The sequence below is a fragment of the Collinsella aerofaciens genome (assembly GCF_039752955.1).
GTDB classification, from domain to species: Bacteria; Actinomycetota; Coriobacteriia; order Coriobacteriales; family Coriobacteriaceae; genus Collinsella; species Collinsella aerofaciens_BI.
In genome coordinates, this window is record NZ_JBDMHB010000006.1 from 52358 (window position 1) to 70588 (window position 18231).

Here is an 18231-nt window from a genome sequence, read left to right on the forward strand (position 1 = left end):
ACTTTGAAAAGCTCGAGGACGGGCGCGCCGCAGGCACCATCCTGCCGGTCCATTACGTGAGTGATGGCGTGAGCCAGGCGTGGATGCGCCGCATCGTAAGCGGCGCGCTCGAGGTCGTCGGCAATCCGTTCGATCCGATTCTCGCGCCGCTGCGCGCAAAGCGGAAGCTCATGAGCAATGCCCGCGCGTTGCGTTCGATCCACTTTCCCTCGAGCATGGCTGAGCGCGACATCGCACGCCGGCGTCTTGCCTACGAGGAGTGCCTCTACCTGCAGCTGGCGCTGCGTCTGCGCAACGACGGTGGCCTGGTCGATGTGGTGCCCTATGCCCACACCGCGGGCGAGCATCTGGGCGCGCTTAAACAGGCCCTTCCGTTTTCGCTGAGCGACGAGCAGGAGGCCGCATTCCAAGACATCCTGCATGACATGTGCGATGGCGGGCGCGTGATGAACCGTCTGCTGCTGGGCGATGTCGGTACCGGTAAGACCGCCGTTGCCGCCTGTGCGCTGGCTGTGGCTGCCGATAGCGGCACGCAGGCCTGCGCTATGGCGCCCACGGGCGTGCTGGCGCGCCAATATGCTGATAAGACCGGCCCCTTGCTCTCTCAGGCCGGTATAACGTGGGCGCTGCTGACGGGTGCCACTCCGGCGGCCGAGCGCGAGCGGATCCATGAGCAGCTGCAGTCCGGCGAGCTCGATGTCCTCTTTGGCACCCATGCGGTCCTTTCGGATGACGTTACGTTCAAGCATCTGTCGCTTGTTGTCATCGACGAGCAACACCGCTTTGGCGTAGGCCAGCGCAACGCCCTGCGCGCGAAGGGCCCCGGTGCCGATCTGCTCGTTATGACGGCAACGCCCATCCCGCGTACGCTGGCGCTTTCGGTCTACGGCGATCTGGACACGAGTATCATCCGCCATCGGCCCGTCCCTGGCGCTGGCGTGACGACACGCGTGCTCACCGAGTCGAGTCGTGACCTCGCCTATGGCGCCATTCGCGAGGCGCACGAGAAGGGGCAGCAGGCCTACGTGATTTGCCCGCTCGTAGAGCCGAGTGACTCGGCCGATGAGCTGGAAGACGTGCCCGGTATCGCCCGCGACGACGAGGGCCGCGTGACGGTCCCCGTGCCGCTGCACGATACGGCGACCGAGCTCGATCGCTTGCGTCTGGCGTTGCCGGGTCTTGCCATCGAGCGCCTTCACGGCCGTATGCCAGCGGGGGAGAAGGACCAGGTTATCGATGCCTTCAAGCGTGGCGAGATTGACGTGCTCGTCTCGACTACGGTGGTCGAGGTGGGCGTCGACGTGCCCAACGCCACCGTCATGGTCATCGAAAACGGCGAGCGCTTTGGTTTGGCTGCCCTGCACCAGCTGCGCGGTCGCGTGGGCCGTGGCAGCGTGTCGGGCACGTGCCTGGTCATGACGCACTCCAAGGGCAACGGCGGCGCATCGGCGGCACAAGACCGTCTCCAGTCGCTCGAAAAGACCTCGGACGGCTTTACGCTCGCCCAGATGGACCTGCGCCTGCGCCATGAAGGCGAGATCCTGGGTTATCGCCAGCATGGTGGTGTGACCCTGCGCTTTGTCGACCTGGATGCCGACGAGGAGCTGATCGAGTGGGCCCATTTGGACGCGGTCGAGCTCTTGCGGTATGCTTGCAACCTTGACTCTGTGGCGACGCGTCCCTTGCGCGACGCGGTCGCCATGCGTTATCGACATATCTTTAAGGAGGTCAGCGGAGGATGAGAATCATCGGCGGCGAATGGCGCGGTCGTAAAATCGAGGAGCCCCGTGGTCGCGATGTCACCCGCCCCACGACTGATCGCGTGCGCGAGGCGTGCGCATCTATGATCATGTCGGCATTCGATTTCGATTTGGACGAGGTTCGTGTGCTGGACGCCTTTGGCGGCTCCGGTGCCTTAGGGTTAGAGATGCTCTCTCGTGGGGCCCGCTCGCTCACGACGTTTGAGATCGATCGCAACGCCGCGCGGCTCATTACCAAGAATATCGAGTCGCTCTGCCGTGACCGTGCGCGTTGGCGCGTGGTCACGGGCGACATGCTGACGAGTGCCTCACGCGGTCGTGTACCGGGCGGCCCCTTTGATCTGGTCCTGCTCGACCCGCCCTATGCTTTTGGTGCCGAGCCGGTCGAGGAGCTGCTGCAGGACCTGGCCCAGCAGGGTCTGCTTGCGTCTGGCGCTTATGCCCTGTTTGAGCATGCCGCCGCCGATGCGGGCGCGCATCCGGCAGGCTTTGAGACTGTACGTGAGAAGCGCTACGGCATTACCTCGGTCGACCTGCTTCGTTGGGTCGGCGATGACGACGGTGAGGGCGATAGCGCCGGCACCGATGCTGACAACAACGATGCCACGACGTTTCAGGAGGACGCCCATGAATGACACCATCAACCGCGTGATCGTCCCGGGCACCTTCGATCCCATCACGTTTGGCCATATCGATGTGATCCGCCGCGCCCGCCGCATCTTTCCCAGCGTGATCGTCGCTGTTGCCGAGTCACAGGGTAAAAACGGTGTGGGCACCACGTTTATGCTCGATGAGCGCGTGGCGCTGGCCCGCGAGGCGCTCGGTGATATCGACGGCGTCGAGGTCCTGCCCTTTACCGGCCTCTTGGTCGACTTCGCTCGTGAGCAGGGGGCGGGGGCCGTGGTCAAGGGTTTGCGCGCCATGACCGACTTTGAGTATGAGCTGCAGCAGGCCGACCTTAACTATCGCCTGGATAGCGAGCTGGAGTCCATCTTTGTCATGAGTGCGCCGCAGTACGGCTATATCTCGAGCTCGGTCGTTCGCCAGATCGCCTCGCTCGGCAGTGACGTATCGACGTTTGTCCCGTCCAACGTGGTCGAAGCGCTCAAACATCGCTTTTCGTGACGTTTCTTATTGCCTGGTGGCATGTGGTAAACTAGCACGATGATATGTTACCTATGAAAGGAGACCGGATGCCGGGCGAGAATTTTCCTGGCGATAGGATCGTCAGCTTGGTCGATGAGCTCGAAGGGCTGATCGAGGAAGCCAAGCCGCCTTTCGGCAAGAACGCTCAGTTCAAGGTCATCGACGCCGACGTGTTCTTCAACATCCTCGACGAGATCCGCATGAGCTATCCCGAGGAGTGGCAGAAGTCGCGCCGTATCCTTAAGGAGCGCGAGGAGCTTATGGCTTCCGCCGCCGCTCAGGCCGATTCCATCATCGCCGATGCTCAGCAGCAGGCCCTCACCATTGCCGGTGAGCAGGAGATCGTCCGCCTTGCGCAGCAGCAGGCCGACGACATCCGCGATCGTGCCCAGCAGTACGAGCGCGAGACGCGTTATGCTGCCGAGGACTACGCAGAGCAGGTCTTTACGCACCTGGAGGAGAACCTCAAGAGCCTGACCGGCACCGTTACCCGTTGCCGTCAGCAGCTCAACGAGGGTGCCGCCCAGCAGAATGGTCAGTGGTAATGGCTGAGTTCCCGAGCGTTACCGTCGATCTTTCCGAGCAGCTCGAGTTTCCTGGAGATTCGTATCCGCTGACCGGTAAGGTCGATGTCGCCACCTACACGGTGGGCGAGAAGGAGTACCAGCTACAGGACGGCATCGACTACGACGTTGTCTTTACCAATGCCGGTACCGGTGTCTTGCTCACGGGCATGGTCCGCGCGCACGCCACTGGCGAGTGCGACCGTTGCCTGGAGCCTGCCTCGTTTGATATCGCCGGAGAGATCGAGGAGTTCTACCTCTTTGAGGAGCCCGAGGATCCCGAGGCCTACGAGGACGGCTACGAGCTTCTGGGTGAGGACCGCATCGTCGATCTGGGTGAGCCCATCAATGACGCGGTCGTTATGGACACGCCGTTTGTGGTGCTCTGCAAGCCCGATTGCCGTGGTCTGTGCCCCACCTGCGGTTGCAATCTCAACGTCGAGCAATGCGATTGCGCCGCCCAGGCAGAGGCAGAATGGGCCGCTGCCACGGAAAATCCATTTGCAGCATTGAAGAATCTCAAGCTCGATGAGTAAAACTGTGGTAGTATCGCTACTTGCGCGTAATCGCCACACTGGATAGTTCATAAGGAAGGTCACTATGCCCGTACCTAAACAAAAGCAGGGTCGTATCCGCACTCACACCCGTCGTTCCGCCAACATGAAGATCTCGGCTGCGGCTCAGTCCACGTGCCCCCGTTGCGGCGCTGTCAAGCTTCCGCACCACGTGTGCCCCAGCTGCGGTTTCTACAAGGACCGCGAGGTTATCGTTACCGAGTAACGGTATACTCTGGATGCGATGCCGTTCCAAATGGAACCACAATGGCCGGCTCAATGAGTCGGCCATTTTTGTATAAGGAGCATGTATATGAGTAACGTTCGCGTTTGTGTAGACGTTGTGGGCGGAGACGAGAAACCTCAGGTTGTTCTCGATGGTATCGAGGCTGCGCTTGCCGCCGATCCCGATATCGAGGTCTTGGCAGCTGGCCCCGCCGAAATCGTCAATCCCTTTGCCGCCTCCCATGCGCGCGTCGAGGCCCTGGAGGCACCCGACGTTATCGCCATGGATGACGATCCCATTCGCGCCGTGATGACCAAACGCAAGTCTTCGATCGTGCTGTCGTGCCGCGCCATCAAGAAGGGAAATGCGGACGCGTTCTTCTCTGCCGGTTCGACCGGTGCCATGACCGCCGCTGCCACCGCCTACGTGACGCCGTTTAGGTATCAGGCCGAAGGCAAAAAGCAGCCGGTGCGCCCCTGTCTGACCAATGCGCTGCCCAATCGCGCCGGCGGTCTGACGGTGCTGTGCGATATGGGCGCCAACCCCGATGTCGAGGTCGATGACATGGTGCGTTTTGCCCAGATGGGCAGCGCCTATGCCCGCGTCGTCCTGGGCATCGAGCATCCTCGCGTGGGCCTGCTCGCCAACGGCACCGAGGACGAGAAGGGCTCCAACTTTACCAAGGCCTGTTTCCCTGCTATGAAGGCCGCCGTTCCCGGCTTTGTTGGTAACTGCGAGGGCACCGACCTCACCTCAGGTAACTTCGATGTCATCGTTGCCGATGGCATGTCGGGCAATATTGCGCTCAAGGCCACTGAGGGCGCTGCCAAGTTTTTGCTGCAGGAGCTCAAGGGCGCCTTTATGGCCTCGCTCGGCACCAAGATCGCCGCGCTGCTCATTAAAAAGCAGATGCGCGAGATTAAGGCCAAGCTCTCTGGCGACGCCAAGGGCGGCGCGATTCTTCTGGGCCTGCGCGGCGTGGTCCTGATCGGCCATGGTGCCACCTCAGTCGAGGCTGTCAAAAACGGTACGCTCGCGGCGGCCGAAGCCGTGCGCGCCGGGCTGGTCGAGAATGTCGCCAACTCTATGGATGGTATCGTTTTATAAGAGCGAGTTAGAGCGCTGTTATGTGCTTCGCGGTGCACGCCGTGGGGTAGAATCAGAACCGTGTCTTGGTACCGCCCGGGCGGTACCATTCTTTTGGTATTCATGCACTATGAGAGGAAGCGCTATGGACCGCTCCGAAATCTTCGACAAGATCGCCGAGGTCGCTGCTGACGTTCTGGGCGTCGATGTTGCCGAAATTAGCGAGGAGACCACCTTTGACGACCTCGATGCCAACTCGCTCGAGCGCCTGCAGCTGGTTACGGCTATCGAGGACGAGTTCAACCTCGAGATCGATGACGAGACCCTGCTCTCGCTCAACTCTGTCGCCGACGCCGTCGACGCTATCGAAGCTGCCAAGGAGGCCTAAGTCTTGGCTTTATCCGACCGACTTACGCGCGCCCAGGAAATCCTGGGCCACGAGTTCAACAATAAGGTGCTGCTGCGCGCGGCCCTTACGCATCCCTCGGCAGTCGAGGGACAGCCGGTTTCTGCCAGCTATGAGCGCCTTGAGTTCTTGGGCGATTCCATTTTGGGCGCTGTGGTCGCACGCTCCCTGTTTGAGTCCTATCCGGAGTTTGACGAGGGCAAGCTCACGCGCCTGAAGGTGTCGCTTGTCTCGGGCGCTACGCTGTCCGAGGTTTCTCACGAGCTGGGCATCGACGACATCATCATCTTTGGTGCCTCTGAGACCGGTACTGGTGCGCGCGGCCTGCATTCGGCCCTCGAGAACGTCTATGAGTCGCTCGTGGGTGCGCTGTACCTGGATGCCGGCTGGGATGCGGCGGCGGAGTTCATTCACCGTACGCTTAAGCCGCATTTGGCTTCCGAGCGTGCCGAGCATCCTGCGAACCCCAAGTCGTTTTTGCAGGAGTGCGTGCAGGCCGACGGTCACGAGCCCCCAGCGTATAAGCTCGTTGGCTCCGAGGGCCCGGCGCATGCGCCCACCTTTACCGCCGTGGTGTTGATCGATGGTATTCGTCAGGGTCGCGGCTCCGGCTCCTCAAAGAAGGAAGCCGAGGGAGCCGCCGCGCTCGAAGCGCTCGACCGCATGGGTTACACCACCAACGGCGTGATTCTGAATAAGAAGCACGTGTAAGCGAGGAACCGTGTATCTCAAGTCCCTCACGCTCAAAGGGTTCAAGTCGTTTGCCGACCGCGCCCATATGACGTTTGAGCCGGGCCTGACCGTCATCGTCGGTCCCAACGGCTCGGGAAAATCGAACATCTCCGACTCCATCCTGTGGGTCCTGGGCGAGCAGAGCGCCAAGCAGTTGCGCGGCCAGGCCATGGAGGATGTCATCTTCTCGGGCTCGTCAGCGCGCAAGCCGGTGGGTGTCGCCGAGGTCACACTGGTGCTCGATAACTCGGACCATATGTTGCCCGTCGATTTTGACGAGGTCGCTATCACTCGTCGCATGTATCGCTCGGGCGAAAGCGAGTACCTCATCAACTCGAGTCCGTGCCGCCTGATGGACATTCAGGACATCCTGCACGATTCGGGCCTGGGTAAGGATACGCATTCCATTATTAGCCAGGGCAAGCTCGACGCCATTTTGCAGAGCCGCCCCGAGGAGCGCCGCGCCCTCATCGAGGAGGCCGCCGGCATCTCCAAGCACAAGCGCCGCAAAGAGCGTGCGCTCAAAAAGATTAAGTCGATGGACGAGCACCTGACGCGTGCCCGCGACATCAATAAGGAAATCGCCCGTCAGCTGCGACCGCTGGAGCGTCAGGTCGATCGTGCGCGCAAGTACAAAGAGCTGTCCTCGCGCGCGAATGAGCTTACGCAGATGCTGGCCGTTGACGAGCTGCGTTCGCTGCAGTCGCAGTGGAACGACCTGGAGAGCCGCTCCAAAGAGGGCGCGGCCGAGCTTGAGCTTGCGCAGTACCGCTTGGGCGAAAAGGAGCGCGAGCTCGAGAAGCTCCAGGTTATGCTCGAGGAAAAGGGCCTGTTTGTGGGCGACCTAGGCGAGCAGCGCCGTCATATGCAAGATGTGGTCGGCCGCATTAACTCCGACATGCGCCTGCTCGAGGAAAAGGGCCACAACATGGTGTCGCGCCTGTCTGACATGCGCGGGCAGATTTCGAGCTCCGAGCATCAGCGTCGTCGCGTTGTCGAGGAGCTCGAGGACGCGCGTGCGCAGCTTGAGGAAGTGACCGGTGCGCACAGGCAGGCCCAGGAGGACGTTGACGCCGCTGGTCCTGCCGCCGCTGAGCTCCACGAGCGGCGCGTGGCGCTCGACAATCAGATTTCGCAGCTTACGCGTGGGCAACGCGATGTGCAACGCGTGGCCGATAATGCCGCGCTCGAGCTCGCCAAGGTGAAGGATTCCTTGAGCAATGCCGAGGTCGAGGACAACATGTATGCCTCGCGCCTGGAGCAGATTGACGAGCAGCTCGAGGAGGTCACGGCCTCGCTCGAGAGCCGTCGCGACAGCGCCGAGGAGCTTGAGGGCGCTCTTGAGGAAGCGCGCCAGGCTCAGGTCGATGCGCGTGAGGCCACCGAGACGGCACGCGCGGCCCTGAAGGACCTGCGTGCCCGCGAGAGCGAGGCGCGCAACAAGTTGTCCGAGGTGCGCTCGGAGCTTGCCAGCCAAAAGAAGCTCGATTCCCGTATGGCCGACAGCTCGCCGCTCGTGAGCCGTCTGGTGGGTGCGCTGGGCGACGATGTCTCGGGTCGTCTGGGCGACGTGCTCGAGGCCCCGCGCGAGCTTGAGGGCCTGGTTGAGCAATTGCTCGCCGGCGATATCGATGCGCTGCTGTTCGACGATACGTCTGCGCTTGAGCGTGCCAGTCGTGCCGCTCTGGACCAGAAGAAGGCCTCGGGCGAGGCACTGCTGGTGGCGCGCGACGTGAGCGGCTCTACCGCCGCTGAGGGCGCCTCCGGTACCCGTCTGGTTGATCGTCTGTCCGTGCGCGCAGGCTACGGTCCCGTCGTCGAGGCGCTGCTCGGCGGCTATTACGTCGTTGACGATCTTGCTGCCGCGCTGTCGGCGCCGGTCGTTGAAGGCGTGACTTACGTGACCCCCGATGGCGCCCGCGTCGCCTGCGGCGGCCTGGTGCGTGTGGGCCTCGATGCCGGCGAGGCGTCGGGTGCTCTGGAGCGTAAGCGTCGCATTCGCGAGCTGGAGGGGCTTGAGCCCGATTTGGCCGCTGTGTTTGAGCATGTGTCGGATCAGGTCGTCGAGGCCAATGCGGCCGTTGAGGAAGCGCGTGCCGCTGAGGGCGATGCCGCCGGTGAGATCGCCCGTCTTGAGGGCGAGCGCCGCTCGCTGCTTTCCGAGATCGGCCGCTTGGAGCAAAGCGCTAACAATGCCGAGGTCGAGCGCGTGCGCATCTCCAAGCGCCGCGAGCAGGCTGCCGAGGCCGTTCGTGCCGCGCGCCCGCGCGTTGACGAGCTCACCCGTTCGCGTGACGAGGCCCGCGCGCAGGCAAGCGATCTGGGCTTGCAGATTTCCGAGGCCAACGACGAACTCGACCGCGTTCGCCGTGACGATTCCGAGGCTGCCGGCAAGCTCGCCGACGCCAAGGTTCGCCTAGCCCAGACGAGCGAACGCCTGCGTTCGCTGAAGGGCCGCGTGCCCGACCTGGAGCATCGTCTTGAGGGCATCGACCGTCGTATCCGCGGAACACGCCAGGCCTCGCGCTCGCTCGAGCTGCTGCGCCTGCGCGTCGATCCCATGCACGAACGCTATTCTGCCCTGTTGGAACGCGCGTCGGATTGGGCAGCGCGCCTGCGTGACCAGGCCTCTCTGGAGGAGGCGGACTCCGCTTCGCTCAAGAAGACCATCGAGGATGCCAAGGCAGAGGTTGCCCGCGCTAAGGAGCGAGTCGATACCGCCTCTGCCACGCAAAACGAGTTCAAGGTCGCGCGTGGCAAGCTCGAGGTGCAGGTCGAGGCTGCCATCAAGGCCATTACCGCCGATGGCACGACGGTGCTCGAGGAAGCGCTCATGCTTCCGGCGCCCACGGACCGCGATGCCGCCGAGCGCGAACTCAACCAGCTTGTGCGCCAGATCAACAACCTTGGTCCCGTTAACCAAGTTGCCATGGAGGAGTACGAGCAGCTCAAGCGCCGCGCCGACTACATCGAGGAGCAGCTGGCCGATCTGGAGAGCGCGCGCAAGGCGCTCACCAAGATCACGGTGGCCATTGATCGCAAGATGCGCAAGGCGTTCCTGGTGACGTTTGAGAAGGTCGACGCGAACTTCCGCGAGATCTTCGCTATGCTCTTCCCGGGCGGCCAGGCCCATCTGGAGATGACCGATCCCGAGCATCCTGCCGAGACGGGTATCGAGGTCGTGGCGCAGCCGCGCGGCAAGCGCATCACCAAGATGATGCTCATGTCGGGCGGCGAGAAGAGCCTGACGGCGCTCGCCCTGCTCTTTGCTGTGTACCGCACGCGCACGGTGCCGTTCTATGTGCTGGACGAGGTCGAGGCGGCACTCGATGACGCCAACCTGTCCAAGCTCATCGGCGCACTCGACGTGTTGCGTTCCGATACGCAGCTCTTGGTTATCTCGCATCAGCGCCGTACTATGGAGGACGCTGACGTCCTCTACGGCGTCTCGATGCAAGCCGACGGCGTCAGTCGCGTCGTCTCGCAAAAACTCGATCGCGAAACCGGAAAGGTCGTGAATGCATAATGGGATTCTTCGATGCTCTCTCGCGCGGACTTGAGCGCAGCCGCGAGGCCCTCAACGAGGTCTTCTACTTTGGCGGCGAGGTCGACGAGGATTTTTGGGAGGACCTGGAGGACACCCTCGTCATGGGTGACATGGGCGCCGAGGTCGCTATCAAGGTCTCCGATGACCTGCGCGATGCCGCGGCCAAGAAGAACCTCAAGACCGCTCCGCAGCTTCGCCGTGCCCTGGCCGAGCAGCTCGAGCAGCACTTTGTGCCCATCGAGCGCGATCCGTTTTCCGATACGCCGAGCTGCGTGCTGTTTGTGGGCATTAACGGTGCCGGCAAGACCACGACGGTCGGTAAGATCGCGAGCGCCATGGCCGCCCGCGGCAAGAACGTCGTGATCGGTTCGGCCGATACCTTCCGTGCTGCCGCTATCGAGCAGCTCGATGTGTGGGGCCAGCGCGCTGGCGTCCCCGTCATCAAGCGCGACCGCGGCTCCGACCCGGCAAGTGTTTGCTACGACGTGCTCGACGAGGCCGACAAGCGCGGCAGCGACCTGGTGCTTATCGATACCGCCGGCCGTCTGCACACGAGCCCTGAGCTCATGCGCGAGCTTGCCAAGGTGGTCAATGTGACCCGTAAGCGCGCCGCCAATATGGCCGCCGGTCCCATGCCGGTTTCGGTCGTGCTTGTGATCGACGCCGCGACGGGCCAAAACGGTCTGAACCAGGCGCTCGAGTTTAACGAGGCGCTGGGCCTGGACGGTATTATCATGACTAAGCTCGACGGCACGGCTAAGGGCGGTATCGCCATGGCCGTGGCCGAGAAACTCAAGCTCCCGATCCTGCGCGTGGGCGTGGGCGAGCAGGTCGATGATCTGCAGGAGTTCAATGCCAAAGATTTCTGCCGCGCCCTGGTGGGCGAGTCCAATTAAGGAGTGACTAGTGTTTGATTCCCTGAGCGATCGCCTCAACGACACATTTGACCGCCTGCGCGGCAAGGGCAAGCTGACCGAGGCCGATATTACTTCGGCCATGCGCGATATTCGCATGGCGCTGCTCGAGGCCGACGTCAACTTTAAGGTCGTCAAGGAGTTCGTCGCCAAGACCAAGGAGCGCTGCATGACCGCCGAGGTCATGGAGTCGCTGTCGCCGGCGCAAAACGTCGTCAAGATCGTGCTCGACGAGCTCACCGAGATGCTTGGCTCAACCGAGAGCAAGCTCGTCTTTAGCAACCGCATTCCCAATGTCATCATGCTTGTGGGTCTGCAGGGCTCCGGTAAGACCACGGCTGCCGTAAAGCTGGCCTACCTGCTCAAGAAGCAGGGCCGCTCGCCGTTGCTCGCCGCGTGCGACGTCTACCGTCCCGCTGCTGCCGACCAGCTGGCCACGCTCGGTGGCGAGATCGGCGTACCGGTCTTCCGCGGCGACGGTGCGCACCCGGTCGATATCGCCAAGGGCGCCATTCAGGAGGCCGTCGACCACCTGCATGACGTGGTCATCGTCGATACCGCCGGTCGTTTGCAGATCGACGAGCAGATGATGCAGGAGGCCGTGGACATCAAGAAGGCCGTCAAGCCCGATCAGGTGCTGATGGTCGTCGATGCCATGACCGGCCAGGATATCGTCAACGTCGTCTCGACCTTCGCCGAGCGCACCGACTTTGACGGCGTGATCATCTCCAAACTCGACGGCGACGCCCGTGGCGGCGGAGCGCTTTCTGTGCGCCAGGTGACCGGCAAGCCCATCAAGTTTGTGAGCATGGGCGAGAAGCCCGATTCGCTGGAGCCGTTCTATCCCGATCGTATGGCCAAGCGAATCTTGGGCATGGGCGATGTTGTCGGTATCATCGAGAAGGCCCAGGAGGCGGCCGACGCCGAGCAGCTCGAGGCTGCCGAGCGCATGCTGCGCGAGGGCTTCACCATGAATGACATGCTCGACCAGATGAAGGCCGTCAAGAAGATGGGCGGCATGAAGGGCATCCTGGGCATGCTCCCCGGCGGCCAGCGTGCGCTCAATCAGATGGGCGGCAACCTGGACGAGGGCATCTTCGACAAGAACGAGGCCATCATCATGTCGATGACCAAGGAGGAGCGCCTTCGCCCCTCCATCATCAACGGTCAGCGCCGTGCCCGCATTGCCAAGGGCGCCGGCGTGACCCCCACCGAGGTCAATAGCCTTATGAAGCAGTGGGGCGAGATGAACAAGATGATGGGCCGCATGCGCACGATGGCCAATCAGGCGCAGGCCGGCGGCAAGAAGGGCAAGAAGGGTAAGAAGGGCAAAAAGATGCGCATGCCCAATATTCCCGGTCTGGATGCCATGGGGCTGGGCGGCATGGGCGGCCTGGGAACGGGCGGCCCCAAGTCCGATATGGACCTGCTGCGCCAGATGGAAGCGCAGATGCGCAACAAGAAGTAACGACTAGTTGAGTCGTGTATGGCGAAGGCCGCCTGGATGGTATTCCAGGCGGCCTTCGCCGTTTGTTCGCTGGTTGTCGCACGCGTGGAAGCGCGTTCTCGACGAGGTGCTTGCCGCTAGTGGCAGCCGCAGCCTTCGTGCCCGTCATGGTCGTGGTGACCGTGGCAGCCGCAGGACTCGCCATGCTCGTGGATGTGCTCGTGATCATGTCCATGGCAGTCGCAGGTGGCCTCGCCGTTCTGTGCGAGCGTGCCGGCAACGAGGGCCTCGACGCAGGCATCGCAGCTGCCCTGGGCGCCCGCATAGACCGTGATGCCGGCTTGGGCAAGCGCGTTGATAGCGCCGCCGCCGATACCGCCGCAAATGAGCGTGTCAACGCCACCGTTGGCAAGCAGGCCCGCCAAGGCGCCGTGGCCGGTGCCGCCGGTGCCTACGACCTGCTCGTTGAGCACCTTGCCATCCTGGATGTCGTAGATTTTGAACTGCTCGCTGCGGCCAAAGTGCATAAAGATGTTGCCGTTGTCGTACGTCGTTGCCACCCTCATGGTGTCGACCTCCTTTGCTGGCCATGCGGCCGTTGTCGTGGTGATGGGGGAGTATGCGATATTGCCGCCCTCGATAACGAGCGCCCGTCCGTTGACCAGCGCATCGGCCACCTTGCGATGCGCGCGGCTGCAAATGGCCGCCACCGTTGCGCGGGCGATGCCCATCTGCTGGGCGACCGCCTCTTGGTTGAGACCCTCCAGGTCGCACAGGCGCAGCACCTCAAGCTCGTCGACGGTCATGTCGATGGCATCACCGCTGGCCAGGCCATCGGGGGTAAAGCCGCGGTATTCGGGGATGATCCCGACGCGGCGCAGTTTTTCGCGTCTTCCTGCCATGCACACTCCAAATCTGACATATGTCAACAATAGAATAGCGAACGTGCGGATTTGCGCAAGGAATTTCTGGCATATGTCAGAAAATGAGGGCTTATGTTTGGGCTGTGGGGCCGCGTGCGCCTGGGCTACAATGAATCTCGCTTGTAGGCGACTGACAGGAGGGTCAATGAGCAAAGCTGATCAACAGTTTGTAACCATGTGCCGCGATATCTTGGACCATGGCACCACCACCGAGGGCCAAAAGGTCCGCCCGGTGTGGGAGGACGGCACCCCTGCCTATACCATTAAAAACTTTGGTGTCACGGCGCGCTATGATCTGCGCGGGGAGTTCCCCGCGCTCACCCTGCGCCGTACGGCGCTTAAGTCTGCCATGGACGAGATTCTGTGGATCTATCAAAAGAAGTCCAATAACGTGCATGACCTCAACAGCCATATCTGGGATGAGTGGGCCGATGAGACCGGTTCCATCGGTAAAGCCTACGGCTATCAGATTGGTCAGAAGAGCCATTACGCCGAGGGCGACTTCGACCAGATGGACCGTGTGCTGTACGACCTTAAGCACACGCCGTATAGTCGCCGCATTATGACCAATACGTACGTGTTTAGCGATCTGTCCGAGATGCACCTTTATCCGTGCGCCTATAGCGTGACCTATAACGTGACGCAGCGTCCTCAGGACGACAAGCCGACGCTCAACATGATTCTCAACCAGCGCAGCCAGGACATTTTGGCCGCGAACAACTGGAACGTGTGCCAGTACGCCATTTTGCTGATGATGGTCGCGCAGTCGGTCGATATGATTCCCGGTGAGCTGTTGCACGTGATCGCCGACGCCCATATCTATGATCGTCATGTCGATATCGTCCGCGAGCTTATCGAGCGTCCGCAGTTTGCGGCACCCAAGGTAACGCTCAACCCCGATGTGCATGACTTCTATGCGTTTACGACCGATGACCTGATCGTCGAGGGCTATGAGCACGGCCCGCAGGTCAAGAACATTCCCATTGCGGTGTAGGTGGTGCTCATGACGTGTAAGCTATCTGCTATCGTCGCCGTGTGTGACGATTGGGGCATTGGGTGCGAGGGCGACATGGTGGTGTCCAATCGCGCCGATATGCGCCATTTTGTGGCCTGCACCAAGGGCTGCCCGGTTATCATGGGACGCAAGACCCTGCTGAGTTTTCCCGGCGGGCGTCCGCTCAAGAACCGCCGCAATATCGTGCTCACCCGCGACGAGAGCTTTGCCCCCGAGGGCGTCGACGTGGTGCATAGTATCGACGAGGCGCTCGCCGCGGTTGCCGATGAGCCCGTTGCCTGGGTGATCGGTGGCGGCGATGTCTATCGGCAGTTTTTGCCGTACTGCGTGGAGGCCGAGGTCACTCATAACCACTGCGTCCATGTCGTGGATACGTACTTTCCCGATTTGGAAGCCGATCCTGCGTGGGAGATTGCGCAGCGTAGCGGGGTCGCGACGATTGCCGCCGGTGAGGGTGACGAGGGCGTCGATTATGAGTTCGTGACGTATCGTCGCATCGAGGCGTAAATCGTCTGGCGTGAACGGTATCATCGGGTTGATTGAATGCATGGGGCGGCGCTTAGCGTCGCCTCGTTTGGTATAGATGTGCTGTAAAGAAGGGTGCGGGCTGGCTGCTATGACTGATGCCGTTGAGGTTCTGCGAATTGATTCGCTCGAGGACGAGCGGCTCGATGCCTACGTGCGACTGACCGAGCGTGAGCTTCGCTGCGTGCTGGAGCCGCAGAAGGGCATTTTTATCGCTGAGAGTGCCAAGGTCATCGAGCGTGCGGTTCGCGCCGGATATGAGCCGGTGAGCTTTCTTCTGGGCGAGCGCTGGCTCGACCAGATGATGCCGCTGTTTGACCAGCTTGTCGTGCGCGAGGGAGCGGGTCCGGTTCCCGTGTTCGTGGCCTCCATGGAGCTCATGGAGCAGTTGACGGGCTTTAACGTGACGCGCGGCGCGCTGGCGGCGTTCCGTCGCCCGCGTCAGATTCCGGTTGATGAGTTCTTGGGCGGCGTTGTCGAGGCGGCGGGGGGTCGTCCGGTGCGCGTGTGCGTGCTTGAGGGTATTGTCGATCACACCAATGTTGGCGCGATTTTCCGCTCGGCTGCCGCATTGAACGTTGACGGTATTTTGGTCAGCCCGACGTGCTGCGATCCACTGTATCGTCGCTCGGCCCGCGTGAGCATGGGCACCGTGTTTCAGGTGCCGTGGACGCGCATTGGCAGCGAGGCTCGTGTGTGGCCGCATGATGGTCTGAGCGCGTTGCACGATGCCGGTTTTTCGTGTGCCGCTATGGCGTTGACGGACGACTCTGTTTCGCTTGATGATCCTGTACTGCGGAAGATTGATCGCTTGGCGATTTTTATGGGCACCGAGGGTGCCGGCTTGGGCGCCAAGACCATTGCCGGCTGTGACCACGCGGTGCGCATTCCGATGGCGCACGGGGTCGATTCGCTCAACGTGGCCGCGGCGAGCGCCGTCGCCTTTTGGCAGCTGTGCCCGCACGTGAGCAACGAGTATCACTACCAGCCGGGGCTGTATCACTAGGCAGATAGTTTGCACCGGGCTCTGACTCGGGGTGTTTCGGTCGACGTCGGTCGGTGCTAAGCTGCTATTAGCTTAGGTCTTTAATTACTGTTTTGTCGGTTGACGTACGCTTTTGGGGAGGGCGTGTGGCTAAGAAATCTACGGCTATCGATGTAACGCAGGGTGTCATTTGGCAACAGCTGCTGTCGCTGTGCGTTCCCATCTTTTTTAGTTCGTTTTTTCAGCAGGCCTACACGCTTATCGGTACGTATATCGTTGGCCAGTTTGGCGGCAAGCTCGCGCTGGGTGGCATTCAAGCCACGATGGTGCTCACCGAGCTCTGCATTGGCTTTTGCGTTGGCGTCGGTGCCGGCTGCGCGGTCATTACCGGTCAGTATTTTGGCCAGCACGATGATGAGCGACTGAGTCGTTCGGTCCATACAGCCATGACGCTCGCGCTGGTGGGCGGTATCGCTTTCTCGATTCTTGGCATAGTGTTCGTTGAGCCCATGCTGGTGCTTATGAACACGCCGCATGAACTATTGGCCGAGGGTGTGGCCTATGCTCGCTGTTATTTTGCCGCGATGGTTGCGGCGCTGCTGCTGAATATGGGAACCGCACTGCTGCGTGCCGTGGGCGACACGCGCGGGCCCGCCGTGATCATTGCCTCTGGCTGCCTTGTTAACGTGGTGCTGGATATCATCTTTGTCGCTGTGTTGCATATGGAGGCGCTGGGCTGCGGCATCGCAGTGGCGCTGACCATTTGCTCCAATGCAACGATGATCGTGTTGCGCATGATGCGCGCTCCGGGTGCATGGCGTCTTTCGCTGTCTAAGCTCGGTATCGATCGCGGTATTTGCAAGAGTATGATCTCGTGTGGTCTGCCACTCGGTTTTCAATCGGCTGCCTATTCGATCTCGAACGTGCTGATCCAGGTGTCGGTTAATTCGTTTGGCGCCGATGTCACGACTGCTTGGGGTCTATCTGGGCGCCTGGATGGCATTATCTGGATGGTGACCGAGGCGCTCGGCGTATCGATCACTACGTTCTCGGCGCAGAACTTTGGCGCGCGCAACTACGAGCGCATGCGCAAGGGCTACCATACGTCGCTCGTGCTGTCGTTTATGCTCATTGGTGGCCTGTCTGCCGTGCTGCTGGTGTTCTCGGGTCCGTTGTCGCGTCTGTTTGTCGACGATGCTTCGATTTCGGCGTACACCACGACGATTCTTCATTTCATCGCGCCGTTTTACGCGATCTTCTCGATTATCGAAAACGCGTCGGGCTCCATTCGCGGCGCCGGCGTGAGCTTGCAGCCTATGATGCTCACCATCTTTGGCACCGTTGTCTTGAGGGTGATCTGGGTGTTTGCAATCATGCCCTTCGATCCGTCGCTTGAGCATCTACTGCTGGTCTACCCCGTAACCTGGCTCATCACCGCAACCATGTTCACCATCTACCACCACAGCGGCAACTGGCTAGGCCGCGCCACCGCCTAGCTCATCCGTCGGATACCCCTGATAAGTTGCGGTGAAATAGTTCCTGAAAAGTCCTTGCGGACCGTCAAACAAGTACTATTCCACCGCAACTTCCTTATGAGCTTTAGGTGTTGGCGGAAAACGAATCAATTAGTATTCGATGCCTTGGCGGGCTAGGAGACCTTAATCGAAGTAGTGTTTGACGGGGCGCATTTCGGTTACTAGGTCGGCAAGGTCGGCGAGGGGTAGCAAGCCGCGGCCGGGGAGCACGAGCTCCGTGGTGGCGGGCTTTATCGCAATCAGTTCCTCGACATCCTCTCGCGCCCCAAAGCAGCCGTCGTCTTGCCCTTGCCGTCGCCTGTATAGATTTGAACCTTGCCGACTTACAGTGATGCCATCTATGTCCTTTCGTGCCCGGCGTCGGTTTATCGCCGGCCGGGTTGGGTATTCTAGTTAGCATTATCAACCCCAGTAGATGGAGTTCAAGCAGATGGAGATGGATGACAACAAACGTAGACGGAATATGATTCTCTACGTGCTCATCGCCTTCGTCGTCTACCTCGTGCTCTCGACCGTTCTGTTCCCTAACATCGGTCACACGCAGCAGATTACGAAGACCGATTACTCGACGTTTGTCAAAGCGCTCGATAAGAAGAGTGTCGACAAGGTCGAGTACAACACGGACGATTACTCGATTTATTACACCAAGAAGGGCGAGGACGAGAACATCGCCTATAAGACGACCGGTGTGCCGAACGATGCGGGCTTTACCGATCGCGTGCTTGAGTCTGGCGCTTCGCTGGAGTCGGTCGTTCCCGATAAAAACTCGGGTTTGATGACCTACTACCTGCTTACGCTCATCCTTCCCATGGCGATTTTCTTCCTGATCGGCTGGTGGCTCAACCGCCGCATGAAGAAGGCCATGGG

The 18231-nt window shown here is 61.1% G+C and carries 19 protein-coding genes and 1 pseudogene; 17 read left to right on the top strand and 3 right to left on the bottom strand.

Annotation, left to right across the window (positions count from 1 at the left end; translation table 11 throughout):
* From ABHR75_RS02850 to ffh, 12 genes are all read left to right on the top strand, one after another.
* The coding region (locus ABHR75_RS02850) for an ATP-dependent DNA helicase RecG (protein ID WP_346963563.1) at positions 1-1742 on the top strand (1742 nt) is incomplete at its 5' end.
* A complete protein-coding gene (rsmD, locus tag ABHR75_RS02855; RefSeq protein WP_346963564.1) occupies positions 1739-2395 on the top strand; it encodes a 16S rRNA (guanine(966)-N(2))-methyltransferase RsmD in 657 nt (218 codons plus the stop codon). The genes ABHR75_RS02850 and rsmD, both read left to right, overlap by 4 nt.
* Positions 2388-2885, top strand: coding sequence for a pantetheine-phosphate adenylyltransferase (gene coaD, locus ABHR75_RS02860; RefSeq protein ID WP_055286393.1), 498 nt, complete (start codon positions 2388-2390; stop codon positions 2883-2885). The genes rsmD and coaD overlap by 8 nt, the downstream gene beginning before the upstream one ends.
* Before the next feature lie 68 nt (positions 2886-2953).
* Positions 2954-3451: an ATP synthase subunit B family protein gene (locus ABHR75_RS02865; RefSeq protein WP_040358176.1), complete on the top strand. Its 498-nt coding sequence runs from the start codon at positions 2954-2956 to the stop codon at positions 3449-3451.
* Positions 3451-4005 carry a YceD family protein gene (locus tag ABHR75_RS02870; RefSeq protein ID WP_055309521.1) on the top strand — a complete coding sequence of 185 codons (555 nt, stop codon included), beginning with the start codon at positions 3451-3453 and terminating at the stop codon, positions 4003-4005. The genes ABHR75_RS02865 and ABHR75_RS02870 overlap by 1 nt, the downstream gene beginning before the upstream one ends.
* A 64-nt stretch (positions 4006-4069) precedes the next feature.
* Positions 4070-4249 carry a 50S ribosomal protein L32 gene (gene rpmF / locus ABHR75_RS02875; RefSeq protein WP_022094017.1) on the top strand — a complete coding sequence of 60 codons (180 nt, stop codon included), beginning with the start codon at positions 4070-4072 and terminating at the stop codon, positions 4247-4249.
* A gap of 87 nt (positions 4250-4336) precedes the next feature.
* Complete coding sequence (plsX, locus tag ABHR75_RS02880; RefSeq protein ID WP_346963565.1) at positions 4337-5356, top strand: phosphate acyltransferase PlsX; 1020 nt, start codon at positions 4337-4339, stop codon at positions 5354-5356.
* 124 nt (positions 5357-5480) lie between these two features.
* Entirely contained in the window at positions 5481-5723 is a 243-nt protein-coding gene (locus ABHR75_RS02885; RefSeq protein ID WP_055286398.1) for an acyl carrier protein, read from the top strand.
* Positions 5724-5726: 3 nt separating this feature from the next.
* Positions 5727-6452, top strand: coding sequence for a ribonuclease III (rnc, locus tag ABHR75_RS02890; RefSeq protein WP_195503185.1), 726 nt, complete (start codon positions 5727-5729; stop codon positions 6450-6452).
* A 10-nt stretch (positions 6453-6462) separates the two neighbouring features.
* A complete protein-coding gene (gene smc, locus ABHR75_RS02895) occupies positions 6463-9999 on the top strand; it encodes a chromosome segregation protein SMC (RefSeq protein ID WP_346963566.1) in 3537 nt (1178 codons plus the stop codon).
* Positions 9999-10916 (top strand): signal recognition particle-docking protein FtsY, encoded by a 918-nt coding sequence (gene ftsY / locus ABHR75_RS02900; RefSeq protein WP_195544374.1) that lies wholly within the window; start codon positions 9999-10001, stop codon positions 10914-10916. The genes smc and ftsY overlap by 1 nt, the downstream gene beginning before the upstream one ends.
* Positions 10917-10926: 10 nt before the next feature.
* Positions 10927-12402: a signal recognition particle protein gene (ffh, locus tag ABHR75_RS02905; RefSeq protein ID WP_346963567.1), complete on the top strand. Its 1476-nt coding sequence runs from the start codon at positions 10927-10929 to the stop codon at positions 12400-12402.
* Positions 12403-12518: 116 nt separating this feature from the next.
* On the opposite strand, the gene ABHR75_RS02910 is transcribed toward ffh, so the two are convergent.
* Positions 12519-13283, bottom strand: coding sequence for a DUF134 domain-containing protein (locus tag ABHR75_RS02910; protein ID WP_346963568.1), 765 nt, complete (start codon positions 13281-13283; stop codon positions 12519-12521).
* A 166-nt stretch (positions 13284-13449) separates the two neighbouring features.
* Between ABHR75_RS02910 and thyA the strand changes: the two genes are divergently transcribed.
* From thyA to ABHR75_RS02930, 4 genes are all read left to right on the top strand, one after another.
* A complete protein-coding gene (thyA, locus tag ABHR75_RS02915; RefSeq protein ID WP_346963569.1) occupies positions 13450-14298 on the top strand; it encodes a thymidylate synthase in 849 nt (282 codons plus the stop codon).
* A 9-nt stretch (positions 14299-14307) separates the two neighbouring features.
* Entirely contained in the window at positions 14308-14826 is a 519-nt protein-coding gene (locus tag ABHR75_RS02920) for a dihydrofolate reductase (protein WP_346963570.1), read from the top strand.
* A 109-nt stretch (positions 14827-14935) separates the two neighbouring features.
* Positions 14936-15850 carry a TrmH family RNA methyltransferase gene (locus ABHR75_RS02925; RefSeq protein WP_138112397.1) on the top strand — a complete coding sequence of 305 codons (915 nt, stop codon included), beginning with the start codon at positions 14936-14938 and terminating at the stop codon, positions 15848-15850.
* Between the two features lie 125 nt (positions 15851-15975).
* Entirely contained in the window at positions 15976-17325 is a 1350-nt protein-coding gene (locus ABHR75_RS02930) for an MATE family efflux transporter (RefSeq protein ID WP_195544370.1), read from the top strand.
* A 162-nt stretch (positions 17326-17487) separates the two neighbouring features.
* Here the strand turns inward: ABHR75_RS02930 and ABHR75_RS02935 are convergent.
* Positions 17488-17613 (bottom strand): annotated as a pseudogene (locus ABHR75_RS02935) (cob(I)yrinic acid a,c-diamide adenosyltransferase); the annotation flags it as partial.
* Positions 17604-17672: a cob(I)yrinic acid a,c-diamide adenosyltransferase gene (locus ABHR75_RS09935; protein ID WP_148331513.1), complete on the bottom strand. Its 69-nt coding sequence runs from the start codon at positions 17670-17672 to the stop codon at positions 17604-17606. The pseudogene ABHR75_RS02935 and the gene ABHR75_RS09935, both read right to left, overlap by 10 nt.
* Positions 17673-17800: 128 nt before the next feature.
* Here ABHR75_RS09935 and ABHR75_RS02940 point away from each other — a divergent pair.
* Positions 17801-18231: ATP-dependent metallopeptidase FtsH/Yme1/Tma family protein (locus ABHR75_RS02940; protein ID WP_346963571.1), on the top strand; the 431-nt coding region annotated here is incomplete at its 3' end.